At 67.2% G+C, this 21,575-nt stretch carries 13 protein-coding genes and 4 pseudogenes; 8 read left to right on the top strand and 9 right to left on the bottom strand.

The window, feature by feature from the left end:
- Positions 1–601: 601 nt before the first annotated feature.
- Positions 602–1,414, bottom strand: a pseudogene (locus tag ACSHXN_RS01800) (FAD-dependent oxidoreductase); the annotation flags it as partial.
- 81 nt (positions 1,415–1,495) lie between these two features.
- The gene (locus ACSHXN_RS01795) at positions 1,496–1,939 is read right to left on the bottom strand and encodes a VOC family protein (protein WP_356113823.1); all 444 of its coding nucleotides are present in this window, start codon (positions 1,937–1,939) and stop codon (positions 1,496–1,498) included.
- A 640-nt stretch (positions 1,940–2,579) separates the two neighbouring features.
- On the opposite strand from ACSHXN_RS01795, the gene ACSHXN_RS01790 reads away from it, so the two are divergent.
- Positions 2,580–3,722 carry a glycosyltransferase gene (locus tag ACSHXN_RS01790; RefSeq protein ID WP_356113821.1) on the top strand — a complete coding sequence of 381 codons (1,143 nt, stop codon included), beginning with the start codon at positions 2,580–2,582 and terminating at the stop codon, positions 3,720–3,722.
- 286 nt (positions 3,723–4,008) lie between these two features.
- Here the strand turns inward: ACSHXN_RS01790 and ACSHXN_RS01785 are convergent, their stop codons facing one another.
- Positions 4,009–4,161 (bottom strand): hypothetical protein, encoded by a 153-nt coding sequence (locus tag ACSHXN_RS01785; protein ID WP_355136471.1) that lies wholly within the window; start codon positions 4,159–4,161, stop codon positions 4,009–4,011.
- Between the two features lie 149 nt (positions 4,162–4,310).
- Here ACSHXN_RS01785 and ACSHXN_RS01780 point away from each other — a divergent pair, with 149 nt between their 5' ends.
- The gene (locus tag ACSHXN_RS01780) at positions 4,311–4,910 is read left to right on the top strand and encodes a hypothetical protein (RefSeq protein WP_356114874.1); all 600 of its coding nucleotides are present in this window, start codon (positions 4,311–4,313) and stop codon (positions 4,908–4,910) included.
- A gap of 332 nt (positions 4,911–5,242) precedes the next feature.
- Positions 5,243–5,797 carry a YbhB/YbcL family Raf kinase inhibitor-like protein gene (locus ACSHXN_RS01775; RefSeq protein ID WP_438302487.1) on the top strand — a complete coding sequence of 185 codons (555 nt, stop codon included), beginning with the start codon at positions 5,243–5,245 and terminating at the stop codon, positions 5,795–5,797.
- 683 nt (positions 5,798–6,480) lie between these two features.
- Here ACSHXN_RS01775 and ACSHXN_RS01770 read toward each other — a convergent pair.
- The 3 genes and pseudogenes from ACSHXN_RS01770 to ACSHXN_RS01760 form a co-directional block, all read right to left on the bottom strand.
- Entirely contained in the window at positions 6,481–7,305 is an 825-nt protein-coding gene (locus ACSHXN_RS01770) for a cytochrome P450 (RefSeq protein ID WP_438302486.1), read from the bottom strand.
- 563 nt (positions 7,306–7,868) lie between these two features.
- Positions 7,869–9,209: an MFS transporter gene (locus ACSHXN_RS01765; protein WP_438302485.1), complete on the bottom strand. Its 1,341-nt coding sequence runs from the start codon at positions 9,207–9,209 to the stop codon at positions 7,869–7,871.
- A gap of 583 nt (positions 9,210–9,792) precedes the next feature.
- Positions 9,793–10,256 (bottom strand): annotated as a pseudogene (locus ACSHXN_RS01760) (transposase); the annotation flags it as partial.
- Positions 10,257–10,685: 429 nt separating this feature from the next.
- Here ACSHXN_RS01760 and ACSHXN_RS01755 point away from each other — a divergent pair.
- From ACSHXN_RS01755 to ACSHXN_RS01740, 4 genes and pseudogenes are all read left to right on the top strand, one after another.
- Positions 10,686–11,435 (top strand): lysophospholipid acyltransferase family protein, encoded by a 750-nt coding sequence (locus ACSHXN_RS01755; protein WP_383359331.1) that lies wholly within the window; start codon positions 10,686–10,688, stop codon positions 11,433–11,435.
- 1,366 nt (positions 11,436–12,801) lie between these two features.
- Positions 12,802–14,607, top strand: coding sequence for an LCP family protein (locus ACSHXN_RS01750; protein ID WP_438302484.1), 1,806 nt, complete (start codon positions 12,802–12,804; stop codon positions 14,605–14,607).
- Positions 14,608–14,995: 388 nt separating this feature from the next.
- Positions 14,996–15,901 (top strand): annotated as a pseudogene (locus ACSHXN_RS01745) (IS630 family transposase); the annotation flags it as partial.
- Between the two features lie 939 nt (positions 15,902–16,840).
- Positions 16,841–17,542: an SMI1/KNR4 family protein gene (locus ACSHXN_RS01740; protein WP_438302483.1), complete on the top strand. Its 702-nt coding sequence runs from the start codon at positions 16,841–16,843 to the stop codon at positions 17,540–17,542.
- A 508-nt stretch (positions 17,543–18,050) separates the two neighbouring features.
- Here ACSHXN_RS01740 and ACSHXN_RS01735 read toward each other — a convergent pair.
- The 3 genes from ACSHXN_RS01735 to ACSHXN_RS01725 form a co-directional block, all read right to left on the bottom strand.
- A protein-coding gene (locus ACSHXN_RS01735) for an IS5 family transposase (RefSeq protein ID WP_356107812.1) occupies positions 18,051–18,850 on the bottom strand; the annotation gives its coding sequence in 2 pieces (ribosomal slippage) (positions 18,051–18,502 and positions 18,502–18,850; 801 coding nt in all).
- A gap of 85 nt (positions 18,851–18,935) precedes the next feature.
- Positions 18,936–20,108, bottom strand: a complete 1,173-nt coding sequence (locus ACSHXN_RS01730; protein WP_438302482.1) for a transposase — start codon at positions 20,106–20,108, stop codon at positions 18,936–18,938.
- A gap of 2 nt (positions 20,109–20,110) precedes the next feature.
- The gene (locus ACSHXN_RS01725) at positions 20,111–20,503 is read right to left on the bottom strand and encodes a transposase (RefSeq protein WP_438302481.1); all 393 of its coding nucleotides are present in this window, start codon (positions 20,501–20,503) and stop codon (positions 20,111–20,113) included.
- Positions 20,504–20,743: 240 nt separating this feature from the next.
- Between ACSHXN_RS01725 and ACSHXN_RS01720 the strand changes: the two are divergent.
- Positions 20,744–21,555, top strand: a pseudogene (locus ACSHXN_RS01720) (IS5 family transposase).
- The last annotated feature ends 20 nt before the right edge of the window (positions 21,556–21,575 follow it).

Raw genomic sequence — 21,575 nt, 5'->3', positions numbered from 1 at the left:
ACCTCCAAGCCCGGGGGTGCCGGCCGCCGCCGAGGCGGAGGCCCGCACTGTGGCTTGAATGTGAACCTCCGGGGATGAAGCACACGTTTCATCTCTGACGGGGCTTCCCGCCGCTGCGGTTGGGCGGTGGGACGGTCGGCAGTCGCTCGAGCGTCGCCCCTCGGAACGCCCCGTCGGCTCGCTCGGACATCTCGTCGGAGCGGGAGCAGGTGAGAGGGGGCCGGCACCGCAGCGATGTCGTGCCGGGTCCCGACCGGCAACAAGAGACTGTGACCCGGTCTCTCGGACACGTTTTCCCCGGTGGCAGGGCTCCCGCCGCACCACCCCCAGCGGCGGGACGGGGGCGGTCATCCTGTGTGGTGCGCACTCGGGCAGGCCGGCTTCACATGTTTGCCGGCCTGGGCTCCGGAACCGGTGAACAGGTGTCGATCTTCAGGTTCTGTCGTTGAAAGGCTCGCGTTGAACAGCAGTAACCCAGTGCTTCTGAGCCGGGGGCTCAAGCGTCAAGGTGGCTGGAAGACGACGGCCAGAGAGCCGCTGGTCGGAGTCGCCAGCGGCCGGTACCGGATCGGCACGGACTGTATGGGAGAGTCCAGATCCCTGCCGCAACTCGTCGCCGACCTGATGAGGTGATGCGCACCGCGCCGTCTGCGCCGCTCTCGCGCTCCACGGAGGAGACCTCGGTTCCCAGCCGTATGCTGACGCCGGCCTCCAGGAGTCCTTCGGTGACCAGGGCACCGGCAAACGGCTCCATCTTCGTCAGCAGTCCTTCGCCGCGGACCAGCAGGGTCACCTGCGAGCCGAGCGCCTGCCAGGCGGTTGCGAACTCGACAGCGACCACGCCGCCGCCCACCACTGCCAGTCGGCCGGGTACACGGTCGGCAGCGGTGGCCTCACGGTTGGTCCACGGGCGTGCGGTCTCGAGTCCGGGTACGGAGGGCAGGGCGGTGCCGGTGCCGGTGCAGAGCGCCACGGCGTGCCGTGCGGAGAGCCGGACGGTGTCCCCGTCCGCGGCCCGTACCGATACCTGCTTGGGAGCGATGAGCCGGCCGTGACCGCGTATGAGGTCGACGGAGACCGAGTCGAGCCAGTCGACCTGGTCCTCGTCCTTCCACTAGGCGGCCACTCTGTCGCGATTCCCCAGAACCGCGTTGACGTCCAACGGACCTTGTACCGCGTGGCTCAGCCCAGGAACGCGACGTGCGTCGGCGCGTGCCACGACCGGCCGCAGCAGCGCCTTGCTGGGTTCGCAAGCCCAGAACGAGCATTCTCCGCCGAGTAGTTCGCGTTCCACGATCACAGTACTGAGTCCGGCGGCCCGGGCCCGGTCTGCCACATTCTCGCCGACTGGGCCTGCGCCTATGACGACCACGTCGTAGGTGCGGAATTGCTCGTTCACCAGTGCTCCTGTCACTCAAGGGATGCTCCGGCCTGCACGGTTCTGTCCGCCGGGAGCTTGCGGGTCGTCAGCCGTGTTCGGGGGAGCGGGTCTTTCTCACCGGCCGGGAAGCCGGGTCGTGATCTCCTGAAGCACCCACTCGTTGCCGTCCGGGTCCCTGAAGGCGGCGAATGAGCCGTAACTGCTGCGCTGCGGGTGGGGGCCACTGACTCGCCCCTCGTCCGTGCCACGGTGGAACACGCCGCCCGCGTCGTGGAAGATCTCGCCCATCTCGATGCCGCGGTCCACCAGTTCGGCGTGGGCCGCCACGATGTCCGAGACGATGAGGTGCAGGCCCTGCACCGAACCCGGTGCGGCTGTGGTGACGCCGGTGCCGAAGAGGATCGAGCACTGTGAGCCGGAAGGCGTCAGGTGCACCACGCGATAGCTGTCGTCGGCGACATAGTCGACATCCAGCCGGAATCCCGCCTTCTCGTAGAAGGCCTTGGCCCGGTCGACGTCAGAGACGGGCAGCACCACAACTTCGAGTTTGAAATCCATCTTCGCCTTCTCATTTACTGACGGAGGCTTGAGCGCCAAAGCGTCACCGGTTGAACAGGTGAGATGATGACAGTCCATAGCGTCACCGGTCAAGCAGGTGACGCATGGTGTGCCTGTGTGTCATCGACCGACTGTGTATGGTGACCGGCGAAGATGTCCGTCCGGCGGGCCGAATCGGTCTTCGCGGTGACTGCGGGCATGGGGGACCGTTGGTTTGTGGCTGCCCGCCCTGTTGGGCCGAGTGCGGGATGCCATGCCGGTTGCCGAGTGCGGCGCACACCGGTTGGGCGTGGGGGCGCTCACAGGCATGGGCACAAGGTGCGGCTGACGGCGGTGGGTGGCGACGAGCGGTTGGAGGGCCCGCTGTCGCACCCTCCACGAAAGAGGGTGAACGATGCGGCGTGATGCCGCGGGGCTGGTGTTCGTCGCGGCACTCGCAGAGTTGAGACCTGCCGTCGGTGACCGGGCCCGGTGCTTGCCCCCGCCCGGAGCTCCGTACCGTGATGGCGGGTAAATACGTGTGGATCGCGGATGGCGGCCGGCGCGGCGCCCTCACTGAGCCTCCGGGTCGGCCCCGTGCGTGTGTGAGTGCACATCTCGCATGTGATTGACCGTGCAACAAAATATGTATTATGCAGCCATGCGTATACTCATGTTCGGCAACCCGATGCCGGGGCATTTGCTCCCGATGCTCCCACTGGCGCGGTCACTACGGCAGCAGGGTCACGTCGTCGCCTTCGTCACCTCAGCGCACATGTCGGGTTCGATCGAGACTGAAGGATTTCGTCTCATTGCCGCCAGCCCGACGACGGAGGCAGTGCTCGCCGAGGTCACCCGGCGTTCCGGCAGGGACATCATGAGCGGACAGTCGCCCGACCTGGTCGCGCAGTTCTTCGCCGGAGCCCGCGTCGACCTCTCGTTGGACCAGGCTCTGGCCGAGGCGCGCGAGTGGGAACCCGACATGATCGTGTCGGAGCATTGTGACTACGTGGGGCCGCTCGTCGCCGCCCTGCTCAAGGTGCCGTCCACCGTGATGGCCATCGATCCGGCGTTGGAACCGGATGTTCTGGATGCTCTGGCCGCAACCGCACGCTCCCGGTACCTCGAGCGCGGTCTGGAAGCGCCCGCCCACGCACCGTCCGGACGATGGTTGCTCGACCTCTGCCCGCCCAGCCTTCAGCGCGGTGGGACACTGCCGCCCCTGGAACGCCTGGCGCTGCGACCAGAGCCCCACCAGGCACCCGAAGACACTCCGCGCGCGCCGAGAGCGGCTCGAACGGGCCGGCCCCGGGTGCTGGTCAGCTTCAGCACCGCCCCGGGCGCGGCACCCCGGCTCGGCCCCGTGCTGCAGTCGCTCGGCACCCTGGATGTCGACCTGGTGGCGACGTCGGGCGGCGTCCCCGTCGACACCCTCGGACTGGACGTGGAACGCGTGGAGATGGTCACCTTCCTGCCCGCCGCAGAACTCCTCGATGGCGTGTCGGTCGTCGTGCATCACGGCGGTTCCGGCACCACGTTCGGCACGGCCGCCCGCGGTGTCCCCGCGGTCGTGGTACCGGGCACGCCCGGCCAACAGCGCCAGGCCGCCCGTCTCCAGGCAGCGGGAGCCGGGGTGGCCCTGCCCAACGGGGAGCAAGAACCGGAGTCGGTGACCGCCGCCGTCCGTCGGCTGCTGGAGGAGCCCGCCTTCACCACCGCGGCCCACCGCCTGCGTGATGAGATTGCCGCGATGCCGTCCGCCGCGGAGGTGGCATCGCGGCTCGTGCACTCGGTCGGCGCATAGCCGGTGACGGCAGGGGCCTCTCCGCGGGAACTCGGCTCGACGATCGCTGGACCAGCGGGCCGTGCGCGGAGAAGCGGTGCGGCACCCAGCGGGGTGCCGCACCGCCCCTTCCGCCTGTGCACGCTCGAGCTCTGACCCTGGTGTGCCGGTCTGAAGTCGACGCGGGCGATCCGATCGGGGTGCCCAACCACCGTCCGGGTCAGTGTGCGATACCTCGACATGCCGGCGCGTAGGGTATGTCGGCCGGAATGCGGCAGGAACAACGTGTAGAGGCCGTCACCCACGGCTAGGCCTCCGGAGCGGCGGCGGAGAGCGTCCCGGAGTCTGGAGCTGACATGTCGAGGACGACGGCGCCGACCACGCCCTCCTCGGTGGTCGCGGCCCGGACGTTGCCGACGGCCAGTCCGCCCTCGTCGTCCGCGCCGGCTTTCGCCGCCATGAACTGCTGGGTGAGGGTGACCGTGTGGGAGGTCTTGAAGTTGAGCTCAGCGGACTGAGTTCGTATGAAAGTGTTGCGAGCTCTAAACCGACAAGCGCCCAAGGAGCGGGTCGTGAGAGGGTGCTGTTCGATCTGCGACAGGGGGAAATGTGGGGCTGATCTACGGCTACGACATCTATCTACGTCCCCGGAATGTCGCCAGGGCGTTGGCCGATCTGGCCGATCTGGCGCCACCCGCCCGTGCCGTGCCGCCGGTTGAGATCACCCTGCCCGGCGGTGACCGGCTCGTTCTCCCGTTCACGTCCCATTTCAAGAGCGAGCCGGTCGACTGCTCCACGAGCAGCACGCTCGAGCTCGACACGTCCCTCATGTTCGATGTCGATGATGCGCTGAGTGAGTACGCGCAGACGAACGGCCCTGAACCCGAGGCGGACGGGCGCATCCAGATCGGGTACATCTATGCGACGATCCGGTTCGAGTCCCTTCTGTATCCTGGCTACACGTCGGTGGAGTGCTGGGCAGCGACGTCGGCGATGAGCCGCTTGTTTGCGCGGTCGGCCAACGTCAGGAAGGTGTTCACCGACCTCACCTCCGACAGCGGAGGAGTGTGCTGCCTGTTCGACACCGGCGACGGCGCCCCCGAGCAAGTGTGCTGGCTCAACGGAGAACCCACCCAGGAGACAGTCTCCGGTCCCCGCTTTCCAGATCGGCGAGCACTTGCGGCGACTTGGATCGACTCCGAGAAGTGAGCATCACTGCTGCCCGCTGAGGCCACAAGATCGTGTTGCGAGCTCTGGGGCGGGGCGAGCTGCTCGCCGGCATGCGCCAGGTCGGAGCCCTGTCTACGCTGTATTGGGTTGCCATCGGTTGCCGGGCCGAAGAGTTCACCCTCCCGCATACTGCTGTCACGGACGGTGTGACCGCGACCAGGCGGCGCGAGCCTCTTCTCCTCTCCGGCCGATGGTCGGCAAGGGCTGCCCGGTCGGCGGCGTTCATACAGTCCGTCGAGGTGATGCGTTGCTCGCTCGGACCTCGCACGCTTGGCTGAAGGACGGCGACGCGGCTCTCGCGCCCGAGAAGTATGGAGACGAGCATGCATCACAGTGTTGATCCTTACGACGCTCTGCCTCCGGTGCCCGCTTTCACACTGCGCAGCGACGACATCGCCGACGGAAGGACTCTGGGCGTAGCGCAGCGCAGCGCCATTTTCGGCCGGCCAGGCGAGGACCGCTCGCCGCATCTGAGGTGGAGCGGGTATCCGGTTGGGGCGATGAGCTTCGCCGTCACGTGCTACGACCCGGATGCGGTGACGGTCAGTGGGTTCTGGCACTGGGTGGTCCATGACATCCCCGCGTCGGTGAACGAACTGCCCGCCGGTGCGGGGAACATCGACGGAAAGGCTCTGCCCGCCGGGGCGAAGACGCTGACCAACGACGCCGGTCAGCGTGGCTTCCTCGGAGCGGCACCGTCGCCGGGGGAGGCGCCGCACCGCTACATGTTTGTCGTTCACGCGCTGGACGTCCCTACCCTCGACGACGTGCCGACAACGGCGAGCCCGGCGTGGCTGGGCTTCCGGCTTGTGGCCCACGGTCTGGGGCGAGCGAGGCTGACGCCGGTGTTCGGGATCCCTGCGTGACCGATTGATCACGTCGTAATCACCCGACCGTAGTGATCATGGACCCGCCGGAGGGTCGGCATGACGGTGTCGTTCGGCGGCATGCCGTGTCCACAGGCGGCAGGCCGGCCGGAACGTCCGATAACCAAGGCAAGAGGATGCTCCGGCGAGCACTGTCATTGTCATCGGAGACGAGTACACCGGACCATGAGCGGCCGAGCCCACGTCCTGCTCGGCCTTGCGGACGGGACGCGGTCACAGCTGGTGAAGCGGGCCAGGCCCACGAGGCGGAACCCCGTCCAGTTGTACCGGCATCCTTGCCGAGGGCAGGGGACTGGAAGGGCACACGTGCCGTGCTCATTCGTCCGGACGGTCACATGGTCCGGGCCGACGAGGAGACGGAAGACGAGCGCCGGCACCTCTTGGCCCCGGTGGTACTTGCCGCAGCGGGGCTGACGTACTCCGGCGGAGCGACGCTGTCGGGCCTGCCTGTTCAGGTCCTCCGAGCGTGATCGGTCGATCCGGATGCGGGGCGGTCCGGGCAGACCGCCCCGCGAACGCCGGGGCGTTGCCGTTCCGCCCGTACCCGGAAGGCGCGTTGACCGCATTGCGGTAGCAGAGAGGCTGATGCTGCCGGTCCAGACGGTACATTCGGCCAGGTCATCGCGTTGGGGGCTGTCAACCGGACGATCTGTGTCCGGTCGTCAGGCGCGACGGTATCGCACCGGCAGGGACAACACTCCGCGTATGAACCCGGAACCGATCCATGCCAGCGAGTCGGCGGGTACGGCCAGCTCCAGTTCGGGAAGGCGGGACAGGAGGGTGCGCAGGGCGACAGCGGTCTCCAGACGTGCCAGGGGTGCGCCGAAACAGTGGTGAATCCCGTGACCGAAGGAGATGTGGCGTGCGTTCGGCCGGGCCACGTTGAGGGCCGCGGGGTTGTGGCCCTCGGTCTGAGGCAAGTCGTGCGCGGCGGAACCCAGGGCAACGGCGACCACGCTGCCTCGGGGGATCGGCACTCCGCCCAGTTCCAGATCCGTTGCGGCATAGCGGTTCGTAGCGTGTTCGGCAGGGCTGTCGAATCGGAGGAACTCCTCCACCGCGCCGGCCGTCAGTTCGGGCCTGTCGCGCAGCAGGCGGAGCTGGTCGGGATGGTGCAACAGGGCGAGGACGGCGTTGCCCAGAAGATTGACAGTGGTCTCGTTGCCTGCCACGAGCAAGAGCATCGCGGTACTGAGCAACTCCGCTTCGGACAGCCGGCCGTCCTCGTCATCGCCGGCGGCCACCAGGGCGGACAGTAGATCGTCCTGAGGGTGGTGCCGCTTGCGGTCGATAAGGTCGCTCAGCAGTGCGTGCAGACCGGTGAGAGCAGCGCGGTGCTCAGGTGAGGCGGTCTGCAGCGCATGGCTCGACCACTGATGGAAGTCGTTGCGGTGTTCCTCGGGCATGCCCAGGAGCTCGGCGATGACCGTTACCGGAAGGGGTGCGTTGAACGCGTCGACGAGGTCGAGATGTCCAGTGGGCGGCATGGCGTCTCCTACTTCCCGCCGACCGCGCAGAGTTCCGGGTCGGTCAGGGCGGTCCGGGCCAATACCGTGGACAGGCCGGACACGCCGCCGCCTGTCGTCTCCAAGACGACGGGCGGCGGCGCATCCGCGCCCGCTGAGACGGATGACGAACGGGTCGTATCCCTTCCGTCCCGAACGGATGGGCCGAACAGCGGCAGTCAGTGGCCATCGTGCAGTGGCACCGGCGGGAGGCGGACGGTGGTGCACTTGTGCGGTCAGCCTGTCGCACGCGGTCATCGGGCCGCTGCCCGGTGCAGGTCCAAACCGCGGAGCTCGATCTCAAAGGCGCCGCAGACAAGGGGGCTGAAGGCGTCGCGCAGGTCGAGGTGTCCATCCCAGTGGACGGCCAGGGGGATGAAGAGGAGCGGGAGCGACAAGGTCTGTTCGGCGACGTAGTAGAGCTTCCCCGAGCCTTTGATGTTCGAAGTGCTCTCGCGGGAGTCACCAGCAGGAGGGGGCGCCTGACCAGTTCGCAGCGGTAGGCGTCGCTGTCGTCTTGCTGTCGCCGAGTGGGAGCGTCGCCATCAGGGCGTACGACCCGACGCAGCGTCGACGTTGCACTGTGGGCGAAGGAGCAGGCTGGCCACAGTGGCCAGCAGGACGAGAAGGGCAGCTGTCAGGAGGCTGTGCCGAAGGCCATCGTGGAAGCGCTCGGTGTCGGTGACCAGGGCGCCGAAGACAGCGATGGCCAGGGCACCGCCGAGTTGCCGGGATGCGTTCAGTACGCCGCTGGCCGTACCTGCGCGTTCGGCCGGAACCCGGTCCAGGAGCATGGCGGTCACCGAAGGGAGCGCGAGGGAGCCTCCGCCGCCGACCGGGATCATCAGCACGATCAGTGTCCAAGTGGGTGCGGACGCCGGGCTGAGGCTGAGAATCCCGAGCCCGGAGGCCATGACGAGCAATCCGGTGACGACGGGCACGCGCCGTCCGTACTTCTCCGCGAACTTGGCTGAGACCGGACTGATGAAGGCGGCCGTCGTCGTCATCGGCACGAAGCTCAGGCCCGTTGTCAGAGCCGAGAGGCCTCGGCTCTGCTGCAGGTAGAGGCTGAACAGGAAGATCATGCCGTAGAAGCCGACGTTGATGGCGAAGCCGGCCGCCGCTGCGACGCCCATGGTGCGCGAGCGCAGCAACGCTGGAGGCACCATCGGGTGTGCGCCGCGTGCCTGCGCGGCGAGGAAGACCGGCACGGCCACCACGGCCAGTCCGAAGGCCGCCAGTACGTGCGGTTCCCCGAAACCGGAGGCTCCCGCCTCGATGGCCCCATAGGTGAGGGCGCCCATCGCCACCACGGCCGCGATCTGCCCGATCCAGTCGAAGGGCGCCGAGCGGCGAGGCGAGCGGGCGGTGCGGGCGAGCAGTAGCAGCGCCGCAAGCCCCACGGGGAGGTTGACAAAGAAGATCATCCGCCAGCTCACCTGGCTCAGTAGGCCGCCCGCCACCGGGCCGGCGGACGCGCCCACCGAGGCACTCATCGCCCAGATCGAGATGGCCCGGGCCCGACGGACGGAGTCGGGGTACGCCTGGCGGATCAGCGCCAGGGATGCGGGCATGATTACCGCGGCGCCCGCTCCCTGGACCAGCCGGGCGGCGATCAGCACCTGAAGATTGGGCGCCAGGCCGCAGATCGCCGAGGCGGCTACGAATACGCCCAGCCCTGCGCCGAAGGCGCGACGCGCGCCGACCGTGTCGGTTACCGATCCGGCCGACAGCAGCAGCGCGGCGAACATCAGGGTGTATCCGTCCACCACCCACTGAAGGCCGGTCATGCCACCGCTCAACCCGCGTCCGATGCCCGGCAGAGCGACGTTGACGATCAGCGCGTCGAGCGTCATGACGAAAGTGCCCAGTAGCGCGGCTGCCATGGCCGTACTGGACCGACCTGGGACGATGGCGGTGTCATCCGGCCTGACAGTGGGTATGGCGGGACTGGAACTGGGCACGGGTAGATCTCCTGAAAATGGAATCGACACTCGCCCGCCAGCCTGTGTCTCCGATACGACGCGTGGCAGGCCGGGCTGTTCCGGGGAGCGACGTTCCAGGGTGCAACAGGGCCCCCCACGTGGGCCGGGCCAGTGCGTCGGCATGCTGCCGGGGCGAGGCCGAGTTCCGAACAGGTAGGTGAACCGCGGTTGTTGTGCGGGCCTGCGTCGATGCCTCTGCCGGAGCGCGGTCGCGTTGCCTACTCGCCTCACACGGCACCGTATCGAATTCCGCAACGTAGGCACTGTCAACCCGGCCGCGGCCCAACCGACCAGAGAGGTCGGTATCGACACCTTCGCCCAGATCGAAGACCTTCACAGCGGAGCTGGTTCATTCGCCTGGCGCCCGGGGTGGCCGGCTGCTCACACGCGGGGTGGCCGACTGCTGTTGAGGGGACGTTCATCGCGTAAGGGCACCCACGGGATGTTCAGACGACGGCCTGCGAGGGCGTAGCCGGCCGCAGCAGACCTCCGCAAGGTGAGCCTGGACCTCACCGACGGTCAGGCACCTCTCGGCAGCGAGATCAATATTTCGTCGATGCCTGGCAGGCGCTTCTGTCGCTTTTTGACGATCTTCGGTTCGAAGGAGCCGTCCCGATCGCGGGACACGGCTGTCTTCGCTGGACCCATGTCGGTCAGTACTGCCTTGGAGCGTTTGCCGTTGCGGGAGTTGCCCGTCTACGCCCGCCAGTTTGTGCAGGTCATCACCGAGGTGGTCGGTGACCTCGCCTACGAGGGCGGATCCCGATAGCCGACTGGTCGGCCGCTGCGGCAGCCCGCCCGCACAGGTCAGCCGCAGACCCTCGGCCCAGGCCTGGCTCGCCAGTTCGTCGATCAGCTGGTCAACACGGTCTTCGCCGACACAGTCGCTGCCGACGTGCGGGCCTTGTGCGCGGCCACGTTCTCACTGGTCGTCGATGCAACTTCCATGATCAGGAGTTACACCGAACGATGTGTGCTGCCAGACGGATGCGGGACGGGTGCCTCAAGCGACGCTGGGCTGTTCGCCGATCCGCCGGCACACGACTCCGAGAAGGTTGCGGGCTCAAGTATATTGGTGGGCGTACACCAATTGCGTCAAGGTGCACATCGGTTTGGGCTGCACTTCGTACGGAAAGTCCGATGTGCAGTCTTCCTGGTTTCGCGCCCGGGACGTCGCAGGCCACGCTCTCGCGGCGTGACGGACGGCTGCGGTGCGAAGTGTGCAAGTTCGCGCGCATGAGCGGAACTTCGGCCGACGGCCTTGAGGTAGCGGGCGAGCCCACTGGGGTGCCTGGCTCGGCCGCCGGCCTGGCCGGGAACCGGGAGGCGACAGGAAGAGGTGCCCGGATGGCGCCACACAGGCAAAGGAGGACCGGGGTGCCCGGCACAGCCCATAACCCCTACAGCGTCTGGTACCGACTGGCGGCGGCCATCGTGAAGCCGGTGCTGTTCGTGTTGGTCAAACGTCATTGGCGGGGGCATGAACACATGCCCGCTAAGGGTGGGTTCATCACTGTTGTCAACCATATTTCCTATTTTGATCCGCTGACCTATGGGCACTTTCAGTACAGCAGTGGCCGACCGCCTCGACTGCTCGCGAAAGCCTCCCTCTTCACCATTCCCTTTGTCGGCATGATGCTGCGCAAGATCGGCCAGATCCCCGTCCATCGCGGGACCACCGATGCTGCGCACGCGCTTCGCGACGCGGTGGACGCCGTCAACAAGGGGGAGTGTGTCGCGATCTACCCCGAAGGCACCGTCACCCGGGACCCCCAGATGTGGCCGATGACTGCGAAGACCGGTGCAGCCCGGATCGCCTTGATGACCGGTGCACCCGTTATTCCGGTCGCCCAGTGGGGCGCCCACCGGATCGCGCCACCCTACGCGCGCGGTGGCCGGGGCAACCGGCGAGTTTGGCTGGCTCCCCGCCGGCCCGTCCATGTGGTTGCCGGACCGCCCGTTGACCTCAGCCGGTACATGGGTAAGCCCCTCACCCCAGACGTACTCAAGGACGCCTCCGCAGACATCATGGCCGCCATCACCGCGCTCCTCGCGGACATACGGGATGAACAGCCCCCCGAGGAAGCATATTCCGTGCGGCGCGCGGCAGCCGATCGCGTTCAGTGATGTCCGCGCAGGCGGTCAAACGGGCCATGAGTTGATCTTGCAGGGTTGAATGCCCGGGCTCATCTGCCGCGGCCGGCAGGGTCGTGCGTGCCGACATGCTGGACGACCGCGTCGATGAAGGACCGTGTCCACCGTTCCAGGGCCACACCCCGAGGCATGGCGGGAGTGGGCCAGCAGTATCGGGGGAGGGGGAGGCCCCGCTTCGCGTGAATCGTGTGTGACTGTGAATCTTGCAGCCGGTGCAGGGTCCGGCCGTTCAGGTCGTCGCTGTCCTTGAGTGAGGCGACCGGTTTGGTCGGCAACCGTTGTGTTCTCCCGGGTCCGACGGTAAGGGAGTCGGGCCCGGCCGGTCTCGGGTACACGTCGAGCGTGGCGTCCCGGCCGGGGCTTGCGGTCGGTGAGGAAATGGGGCGCCGGTGCGGTGGGCGATGAGGCGGGGCAGCAGTCGGGCGGTATCAGGTTCCCCCTGTGAATCCACTTTGTCGCCCCGCCCGTGGCGGTGATCCCGCCACGCTTGTTCGGGCAGCACAGGCTTTCCGCGCTCAGGCAGAGCACCTCGTTGGCCTTCGCGGCGGACTCGTAGAACATCCTCCAATGCGTCTTCTCCTGCGGGGCAACGCCCAGGCGACACAGGCCCGTGCTCGGCTTCTCCGCCTGAGCCTCGGCGCTGGTCGTGCAGCGCCGATCGCCGCTCGACGCCGATTGTCGAATCCGCTTCGACCCAGTGCCGGCACTGCCATCAGCCGATTGCTGTGCACGCGATGGCTCCGGTACCGGGCGCGCACGAGTGCCCGCTGCCGAGGTCGCGGTGCTGTCGCGGACTCGACCGAGCGACTCGCTGGTCTACCGACTCCGCTGGAGAGTGCGCTTGCAGGCTGTCGCCGGTCTGGTGAGCGTGTCGCATGAGGAGTCTTCGCGAGAAGCGCCGCCATGGTTCTGACCGCAGTCACCTCGTGACGTCGGCGACCGGGACCGGTGTCCCGACGCATGAAGGACAGGCGACTGTGCTCTGCATGCCCCAACCCTTCCGCCTTCTTGATCCACACCCTGCTTACATGCCGGAGCGTGCGCGAGGACGTCGTGCCCGGCACGGACGTTTTCGCGGCACCCGCCAATCCTGCGGGGCCAGGCCGGTTGGGAACGGGTTGGTTGCTGAGTAGTGAAGGACGCGGGGAGAGCGCCCGTGCAGGCGTCTGGAACCCCTCGTCGGCGAGTGAATGTATGGTGATCCCCTGCCAAATGCGATCGGAATGGTTCTGCTTCTGCCGGACTTTGACAATCGCATAGCCGGGAACCGTCCATGTTTCGCACGCTGGGCGCGGTCGGTGACCGTTGAGGTGACCAGTGCGCCAGGGGAGGGCCTACGATGCGTTACGACAATGTCCCCCAAGGGCTTGACACCTCTCATGACCCCGGGTGGGACAACGCTTCACACGTGGGGGGGCACCGGGGGCCGAACGTGCCCGGGCAGTGGAGCCCGCCCGAGCCTGGTCTGCAACCAGAAGAGAGAGCGCAGGGGAACTCCCCGTCCTCCTACGATGCGACGGAGTACGGCACCGAAGCGTACGGCGACGGTGAACCAGGCACCGGGCTCGAGGGAGGTGCCGGGGACAGGGATACGCGCGGTGAAGTGGCGGGTGAGATCCCGACTGCCGGCGAAGACCTGGGATCCGGGGGCGCTGGCGGTCGACGTGATCGCCGCCGCAAGAAGCCCAAGAGACGTGCCCTGCGCTGGGTGGCGATCGTGACGACGGTGGCGATACTTGGGGCGGCGGGCGCCGCCTACGCGTACTACCAACACCTCAACGCGAACATCAGGAAAGACGCGCTGAATCTCGGCGACAGCCGGGCCGCCCAGAGCAAGGCGAACGCCGCAGGTCAGACCCCGCTGAACATTCTGCTGCTGGGCTCCGACAGTCGGGCCTCCAAGGAGAACCAGCGACTCGGTGGCGCCAGGACGGACGCTCTGCGCAAGCCGCTCGCCGACGTTCAGATGCTACTGCACGTCTCCGCGGACCGTAGCAACATGACAGTGGTAAGCGTGCCGCGTGACACCCGGCTCGAGATTCCCAAGTGCACCGATCCGGATGACGGGCACATATACCCTGCCAGTACGCAAAGCACGATCAACACAAGCCTTCAGCACGGTGGCCCCGGTTGCACGGTGGCCACCTGGGAGAGCCTGACCGGTATTCACATCGACCACTTCATGATGATCGATTTTTCCGGGGTCGTCTCCATGGCCGACGCGATCGAGGGTGTCCCTGTTTGTGTCAAATCGAACATCCATGACCATAAATCCGGACTCAAACTCCCCCGGGGCACGACCACCATCAAAGGCCAGCAGGCCCTGCAGTGGCTGCGCACCCGCTACGGCTTCGAGGACGGTACCGATATCGGGCGTACCCACGCCCAGCACATGTACATGAACTCGATGGTCCGTCAGCTCAAATCCGGTACGAAGCTGACCGATCCCGGCGCGCTGATGGGGTTGGCGGACGCGGCCACCAAAGCGCTGACCGTCGATACCGGCCTTGGCACAGTCAAGAAGCTCTACGACCTCGGCAACGACCTCAAACATGTCCCCACCGGCCGCATCACGATGACCACAATGCCATGGCGCTGGGACCCCGAGAACGGAGCACATGTCGTTCCGACTCCGGACGCGGCCAAGCTGTTCACGTTGCTCCGCAATGACCAGCCGGTGGACGGGAAAGCAGCCAAGAAGAAGGCTGATGAGCAAACCGCAAAGCCCCTTGCCGCGGCCGAAATTCCGGTGACGGTGCGGAACGGCACCGGTTCCCCCTCGCAGGAGCCGGTGTCGGGCCGGGCACGTGCCGTCACGGACAAGCTCAAAGCCCTGGGCTACACCCAGGCGAAGGCCGACTCCACACCGCAGCCGCAGTCCGGCACCACAATCACCTACACGAGCGCCGACGACAAAGCCAACGCCCTCGCCGTGGCCAAGGCGCTGAAGCTGCCGCCTACAGTGGTGAAGAGGTCCTCGTCCGTAACGCACATCACTCTGGTCGTCGGAGCCGACTGGACAGAGGGAACGACCTACCCGGTGGCCGATGCACAGAACAAGCAGGTCGTCCTGGCCAACTCAAGCGCACTGAACGCCTCCGACGATTCAGCTTGCATGAGAGTGAACCCCGCCGACACCTGGTAGAGGGACTCGAGCGACACGTCCCCGGACGCTTTTTCTGTGCTGGATGCTGGGGACGTGCCACAGAGCTCTGCTCGCGTCGTCGGGCGGCTTTTCAGGGGAGAGAGTCACCGCATGCAGAGGTGACTCTCCTTCCTCTGCGGATGGGGGACCGGCCCCATGAGCCGCGGCGGATGCCGGCCAGAGACAGCACGGAGGAATCCGCTGCGCTTATGGGCAGGCCGACAACAGTCCTTGGAGCCGAGGACTTGGACGGATCTCCCGACCCGGCGCGCCTGCGGCTCCAGCCGCAGCTGTCCCCGAAGGATCAGGCATGGGGTGGGAGGGAGCAGCTGCAGTCGCTCAAGCCTTGGACCACTTCTGGTTGTCGGAGCCGGAGCAGGACCACAGCTGGAGCCGGCGCGAGCGCGGAGAGGTCGGCGTCCGGTCGAAGGGATCACCCGGGCGCCCGAGGCTCAGTTCGTCCCAGACCGCCAGGCTGAAGCGGGAGTTGGAGCGGGGGCCGCTGGTCCATGGGCGGGCGGACCAGCGGTGGACGCTGGCGCGGGTGAAGACGCTCATCGGCCGGCTGTTCCATGTCTCGTACACGGTGGAGGGCACGTGGCGGATACTGAGGCGGCATGGCTGGTCGTGGCAGCAGCCCGCCCGCCGGGCGATCGAGCGCGACGACGCGGCAGTCGCGGTGTGGAAGAAGGAGACCTGGCCGCGGGTGAGAGCGCCGCGGCGGCCCTCGAGGCGTGGATCGTCTTCGAGGACGGAGCCGGGCAGTCGATGACGCCGCCGCGCGCCAGGACCTGGGGCCGGATCGGCCAGACCCCGTCGTTCGAGTCCGGGGCCGGGGCTCCGGCCAGGTGTCGATGGCGGGTTTGACCTGCTACAAGCCCGGTGAACGGTCCCGGCTGATCTACCGGATCCGGGAGTCCCGGGGCCGCAAGGACGAGCCGAAGGGCTTCGGCCGGCGCGACTTCCGGGACCTGATCGTCCGCGCCCGGATCCAGCTCGGCGGCCCGATCGTCTTGGTCTGGGACAACGTCCGCCTCCATCTGACCAAGCCGCTGTGGGAGTTCATCACCGCGAACTCCGACTGGCTCACCGTCTTCCAGCTGCCTACCTGCGCGCCGGACCTCAACCCGCAGGAGGGCATCTGGTCACTGGTCAAACGCGACATCGGCAACCTCGCCGCAGCTGACCTCAGCCAGATCACCCGTGCCGTGAAGCACCGGCTCAAACAGATCCAGCACCACCCTGACCTGGTCAACGGTGCCTCAGCGGTACCGGCCTGACCATGGACAGCTGACCGACATTACGCCATAGTCTGTATCCGTTGAGCCAGTCTCCCGGGAGCAGGGCCCGGACCGCTTCCAGTGCTTCCTCGGTCCGAGCCCTCACAGGCCCGTAGCCCTCCTCATCCCGCAGCAGCACGTCCGCGCCGAGGAACCAGCGGGTACCCTCGAAACCCCTGGCCGGATAGGTCGGAAACGACAGTTGTTCGCAGCTCTCTTCGAGGATCCGCGTGTACTCGGGGTCGGGCTCGTAAAGGAAGTCGCTCAGGTGCTGCGGTGCGTGCAGAGACTCCGCCAGCACCATCTCGACGGCCATCCACGACAGGCGTTCCATCCACGGCTCCCATCGCTGGGCCTGCCGGTCGGCCAGATCCGACAGCACATGAATCGGCGGATCAGCCTGGTCGAGATCCTTGAGCAGTACACCCCAGGAGCAGGCGCCCTGATTCTCCTCCCGGAAGACCAGCGCCTCGCTATGGGCGTCGATGTAGGGCAGTACGCCTCCGGCTGCCTGCCTCCGGCCACGCATCCAGCCCCGAACCGGCAGCAGTGGCAGGACCATGGCCCACTCCTGGTCCGACATGTCCGTGGGATACCGGCGCTGACGCACCCCGTGGTCGGCGGCGTTCCCGAACCGGGGCGCAAGACAGTCACACGTGAGAGTGGCCGAAGTGGACTTCACCCCCGCCGTGACGTACAACGGCGACAACGGGACTCCTGGTAGTCGAGTTGGCGTAGACACCCACCGAGCTACCAAGAGGCCCTGTCCCCATGTCCAGCAGTCGTTGTAATCACCTCATCGAGACTCCCGTTCGACGAACACCACTAGAGAGCGAATAGGTGCCGGGTCCCGGCTGTCCCTTCGTCGTTACCCACTCCGGCGACACCAAGGGCGAACCTCCGTTGTCGGTGGCATGGACTAACGTCCGTGCTCGCCGTTGACAGGAGGAGCCGTGGACACGCAGACAGGCTGGTCGGGAGTCCGGGAACGTGTAATCGCGATGGTGGAGGCCCAGTATCGGGCACGCGGTTGGGGGCCTCCTCAGCACCCCGTCCTCGAGCCGGTCCTGACCGCCGCAGAGATCGCTGAGGTCGAGGCCCAATACGGAGTCGAACTCCCCAAGGAGTACCGCACCTTCTTGGCGGAGGTCGGCGCGGGCGGACCCGGACCCGAATTCGAGCTGACATCGTTGCGCCGGGTCGACGGGAAATGGGGCTGGGTCTGGGAAGACAGCGATCCCATTCCGCTGGACCCGAGCGAGCCCTTCGTGGAGACGGAAGAATGGGCCGACCAACAGCTGGCAACCCTTCGCGCCGCCGGGTGCGAGCCCACCACCCGCGACGAGGACGACGACTACCTCGACGACTACCGCAAGGTATTCGGCGACGCCGCAGACCGGGTCTGGCACGAGCAGCGCGATCGGGGTGCGATCCTCATCAGCGACAGCGGATGCGGGATGACCAGCTGGCTCATCATCGTCGGCCCGCATCGCGGAGAACTCCGCGACCGGAACGTTGGGACCAATCCGGCCTACATACCGTTCGTCGATGTGCACGGAACCCGCCACAACTTTCATACCTGGTATCTCGAATGGCTCGAGCGAAGCGAGAGGGAAGCCCTGGGATCCTGGGACGACGGTCCTGGCCCGCAGTAGTTCTCGGGTCGGCGGCCCCCGATCTCCAGCCCATGCCGGCACCGGCCGCACCCTCCGCGCCGCCCGCCCACTCCGGCATCCGTCCTCAACCCACCGCTCCGTTCGACCCGGGCCCCGGACACCTCCCCGGTGTCGCAGCCTTGTCGAGCCGATCGGAAGGCCTGCGTCAAGTGCTGTAGCGGCATGGGCCACGCCAGGGTGGGCTGGTGGCGCAACCCTGTCGCATGGGCGGCAGACGGGAACGAGAGACCGTACTCAAGCGGACGCTTTCACCCCTTGGTGATGTGACGCACCTTCCGGGCCGGAACTCTCGGAAAGCTGCCACTTGACTGCGGTCTTGGCGACGGCCCCGTTTGCTGCGGCCGAATGGCGGGCGGTGCTCGCGGAGCCAGTACTGGGCAGGGCTATCTCCTGGGCCTGACCCCGCAGCTCCGGTCGCTCGTGAGCGTGCGGGGTGGCTATGTGGCCTCGAGCCTCGGACGCGTTGGAGGGGGCCTTAGAGGTCATCTCATTTGGCGAGCCGGCGATAGCATATGAGGGTGCAGGCGATGCTGGTGAAGGCCAGGAAGTGACTGGCTTTGCGCTCGTAGCGACGATGCAGACGCCGACAGCCGGCGAGCCAGGCCATGGTGCGCTCGACGGTCCAGCGGTGGCGACCCAGGCGTTGGCTGGAATCCGTGCCTCTGCGGGCGATCCGAGGTGTGATGCCGCGGGCGCGTAACCATCGTCGCAGGTGGTCGTAGTCGTAGCCCTTGTCGCCATGGAGCTTGCCGGGCCTGCGCCGCCGTCGGCCGCGCCGGGAACGGATCGGCGGTATGCCCTCCACCAGCGGGACGAGGGCCTGGCTGTCATGCAGGTTCGCGGCGGAGATGCCGACGGAAACGGGCAGACCGGTCCGCTCGGTGATCAAGTGGATCTTCGAGCCGTACTTGCCCCGGTCTACAGGATTCGGGCCTGTCAGCTCCCCTTTTTCAGCGCGCGCATGTTCACCGAGTCGATGGCGCAGCGAGACCAGTCCAGCTCGCCTCGGGCACCGAGCTCGTCAAGGACCAGGCGGTGGAGCTTCGCCCACACTCTGGCCTTCGACCACTCCGTGAAACGCCGGTGAGCCGTCGCCCCTGACGGCCCGAACGAGGCAGAGGGCAGTTGCTGCCACGTGCAGCCCGACGTGGCCACGAACACGATCGCAGCCAGCACTTCCCGGTCCCCGTGCCGGCGCCGACCTCCTCCTTGCGGACGGGTCGGCGCCTCCGGCACCACCCGCTGGAACAACTCCCACAACTCGTCCGGCACCAGCCGCTCAACGATCTCCACACCCAGAGGCTATCGAACGAGCCAAATGAGATGGCTTGTTAGACGCAATGCCGTGACTCTGTTGACGATCTTGTGAGGGTCAGCTGGTGGCGGTGCAGAGGGCGTGGAAGTGGCTGGGTGCCCGCTGTTTTTGGGTCGGAGTGGCGATCCAGTCGGTGATCCGGGTGACGTTGCAGGCCAGAGCGGTCAGGATGTGCTGGACGTGGGTCTTTTGCAGGCCCCGGTAGCGGGTTCTGCGGAGGCCGCAGGTGCGAATGTTTTGGGAGAGGGTGGCCTCGATTCCGGCCCGGATCGCGTAGCGGTCCTGCCACTGCCGGGTCCGTTGGTCGAGGCGGTTGGCCTGCTGGATCTCGTGCAGTTCACGGGTGGGCAGCATGGCGAGCGAGCGCGGACGGACTTCGGAGTTGGTGCACCGGGCCCGGTCCGTGCAGGCCCGGCATGCGGCCTCCCCGAAGCGGACCTGGATGTAGTCGTGGCCGGAGATCCGCAGTGGCTTCCAGGTCCGGCTGGTCTGCCCGCGGGGGCAGACGACCTGGTGGCCGTCCCAGTCGACGGTGAAGGATGCCTTGTCGAATCCGTTGTGTGCTTTGGTCTGGTGGCTGGGGTCGGGAGCGACCGGGCCGAGCAGCGTGATCTGGTGGACACGCTGGGCGTGTTCGATCCGCTGCGCGGTCACGTAGGCGGCATCAACCACGTGCTCGCCCGTCGCCAGGCCGGACGCGGCGAGGTCGTCGTGGATCTGGTCGGTGAGCTCACCGTCCTGGACCGGGGCAATCGTCGTGGCCACGTGCACCACCACCTCCGGCAGGTCTGACGTGCACGTTTCCGTGAAATGGGTGCGGTAACCGGACCATGCGGTGCCCCGCTTGACGCAGTAGTGCGCGTCGGTGTCGTACGGGGAGTCGAACCGTAGCGACGCCGGAGGCAGAGCGTGGCCGTCGCGCCAGCGCAGGCGTCCGCGTGCATCCCAGTAGTAGTGGTGCACCCACACCCGGCGCAGGATCTCCACCTGCGGCAATTCGCGCAGCCGGGGCGGGGTGTTGGGCGCCCAGGCGGCGGCCAGGAGTTTGCATCCGTCCCGGCCGAAAGCCTGGGCCAGGGCGGTGGCTCCGGTCTTCCCACCAGGAACTTTGCCGATCTCGACCTTGCGCCCGTAGCGCTTGTCCCACTCCGGCTCCACCAGTGGCAGCAGCCAGTCCGGGGCTGCTTGGGCGAGTTGCTCGAGTGCAGCCCGCAGGCTCTCGCCGGCCAACTCTAGGCGGCTGAGCCTGCGGACGGCGGCGAGCACGTGTGTGGCATCGGTACGCTGGCGGCCTCCGGCCTTAGTAGCCCGGCTTCGACCAGCCGGTTCAGCATCACCTGCAGTAGCCGGTTGGCCGCATCCCCCTCGGTCAGCCGGGCCCGGAACTTGCACAGCACCGAGTGATCGAACCCGGGATCGTCCAACTCCATGCCGAGAGCGTATTTCCAGTCGATGCGAGTGCGAACCGCATTTGTGGCAGCGCGGTCGGACAGGTTCTCCGCGAACTGCAACACGCTGACCAGTCCCAACTGCCCAGGCGACAGACCAGGGCGCCCATCACGCGGATACAGGTCCGCGAAATCCTCGTTCTCGAACACCACGTCCAACCGGTCCCGCATCAGCATCGCCGGCGCCGCCCTTCCGACACGCCGCCCACGCTGTCAACACCGTCCGCGTCGGAATCCGCTGAAAACTCCTCGGCCGCAACGACATCCCCGGGCCCCTCCCCGAGACACCACCCCGCCTCACTCCAGCGAACCGCAAAACACACGTCGCGTCAGCACCCCTCACAAGATCGCCAACAGAGTCACGGCATTGGCCTTAAGACGTCGTTTGCTTTGGTGTGATCGTTCGTTGAGCGGTGCATGACGGGTCTGATTGAGCGGTTGGTGCCGGATGAGTTGTGGACGCTGTTCCGACGGGTGGTTCCGCAGACGGAGGTCATACGTCCGCAGGGCGGCGGACTACGGCGGGCGGGCGACCGCGAATGCCTGGCGGCGATCATCTTCGTAGCGACCTCGGGGTGTACCTGGAGGCAGTTGCCCCCGGTGTTCGGCCCGGCCTGGCCGACGGTCTACCGGCGTTTCGCCCAGTGGAGTCGGGACCGGGTCTGGGCCAGGCTCCACCGAGTCGTCCTCGACGAGCTCGGCGCCCTCGGCGAGCTGGACTGGTCGCGGTGCGCGATGGACTCCGTCAGCGTGCGGGCGACAAAAGGGGGCCGTTGACCGGACCGAATCCGACCGATCGCGGCAAGAGCGGATCGAAAATCCACCTGATCACGGACCGGAACGGCCTGCCCCTGTCACTGGGCATCTCCGGCGCCAACATGCACGACAGCCTCGGCCTGAAGCCACTGGTACGCGGGATCCCGCCGATCCGCTCCCGGCGCGGCCCGCGTCGCCGGCGCCCGGCCAAGCTGCACGCCGACAAGGGATACGACTACGACCACCTGCGCTGATGGCTCCGCAAGCGAGGAATCCGCCATCGGATCGCCCGCAAAGGCATCGAGTCCTCGCAGAGGCTGGGCCGCCACCGCTGGGTCGTCGAGCGGACGGTGTCCTGGCTGGCCGGCTGCCATCGGCTCCACCGTCGCTACGAACGCATGCCTGAGCACTTCCTGGCTTTCGTCGGCATAGCCGCAGCGCTCATCTGTCACCGGCGTCTGGCCAGGACGTAACAGCGACGACAGCGATGATC

The sequence above is a fragment of the Streptomyces sp. HUAS TT11 genome, assembly GCF_051553595.1.
In the GTDB taxonomy this organism is placed as follows: Bacteria; Actinomycetota; Actinomycetes; order Streptomycetales; family Streptomycetaceae; genus Streptomyces.
This window is presented reverse-complemented; position numbering and strand designations above follow the sequence as displayed.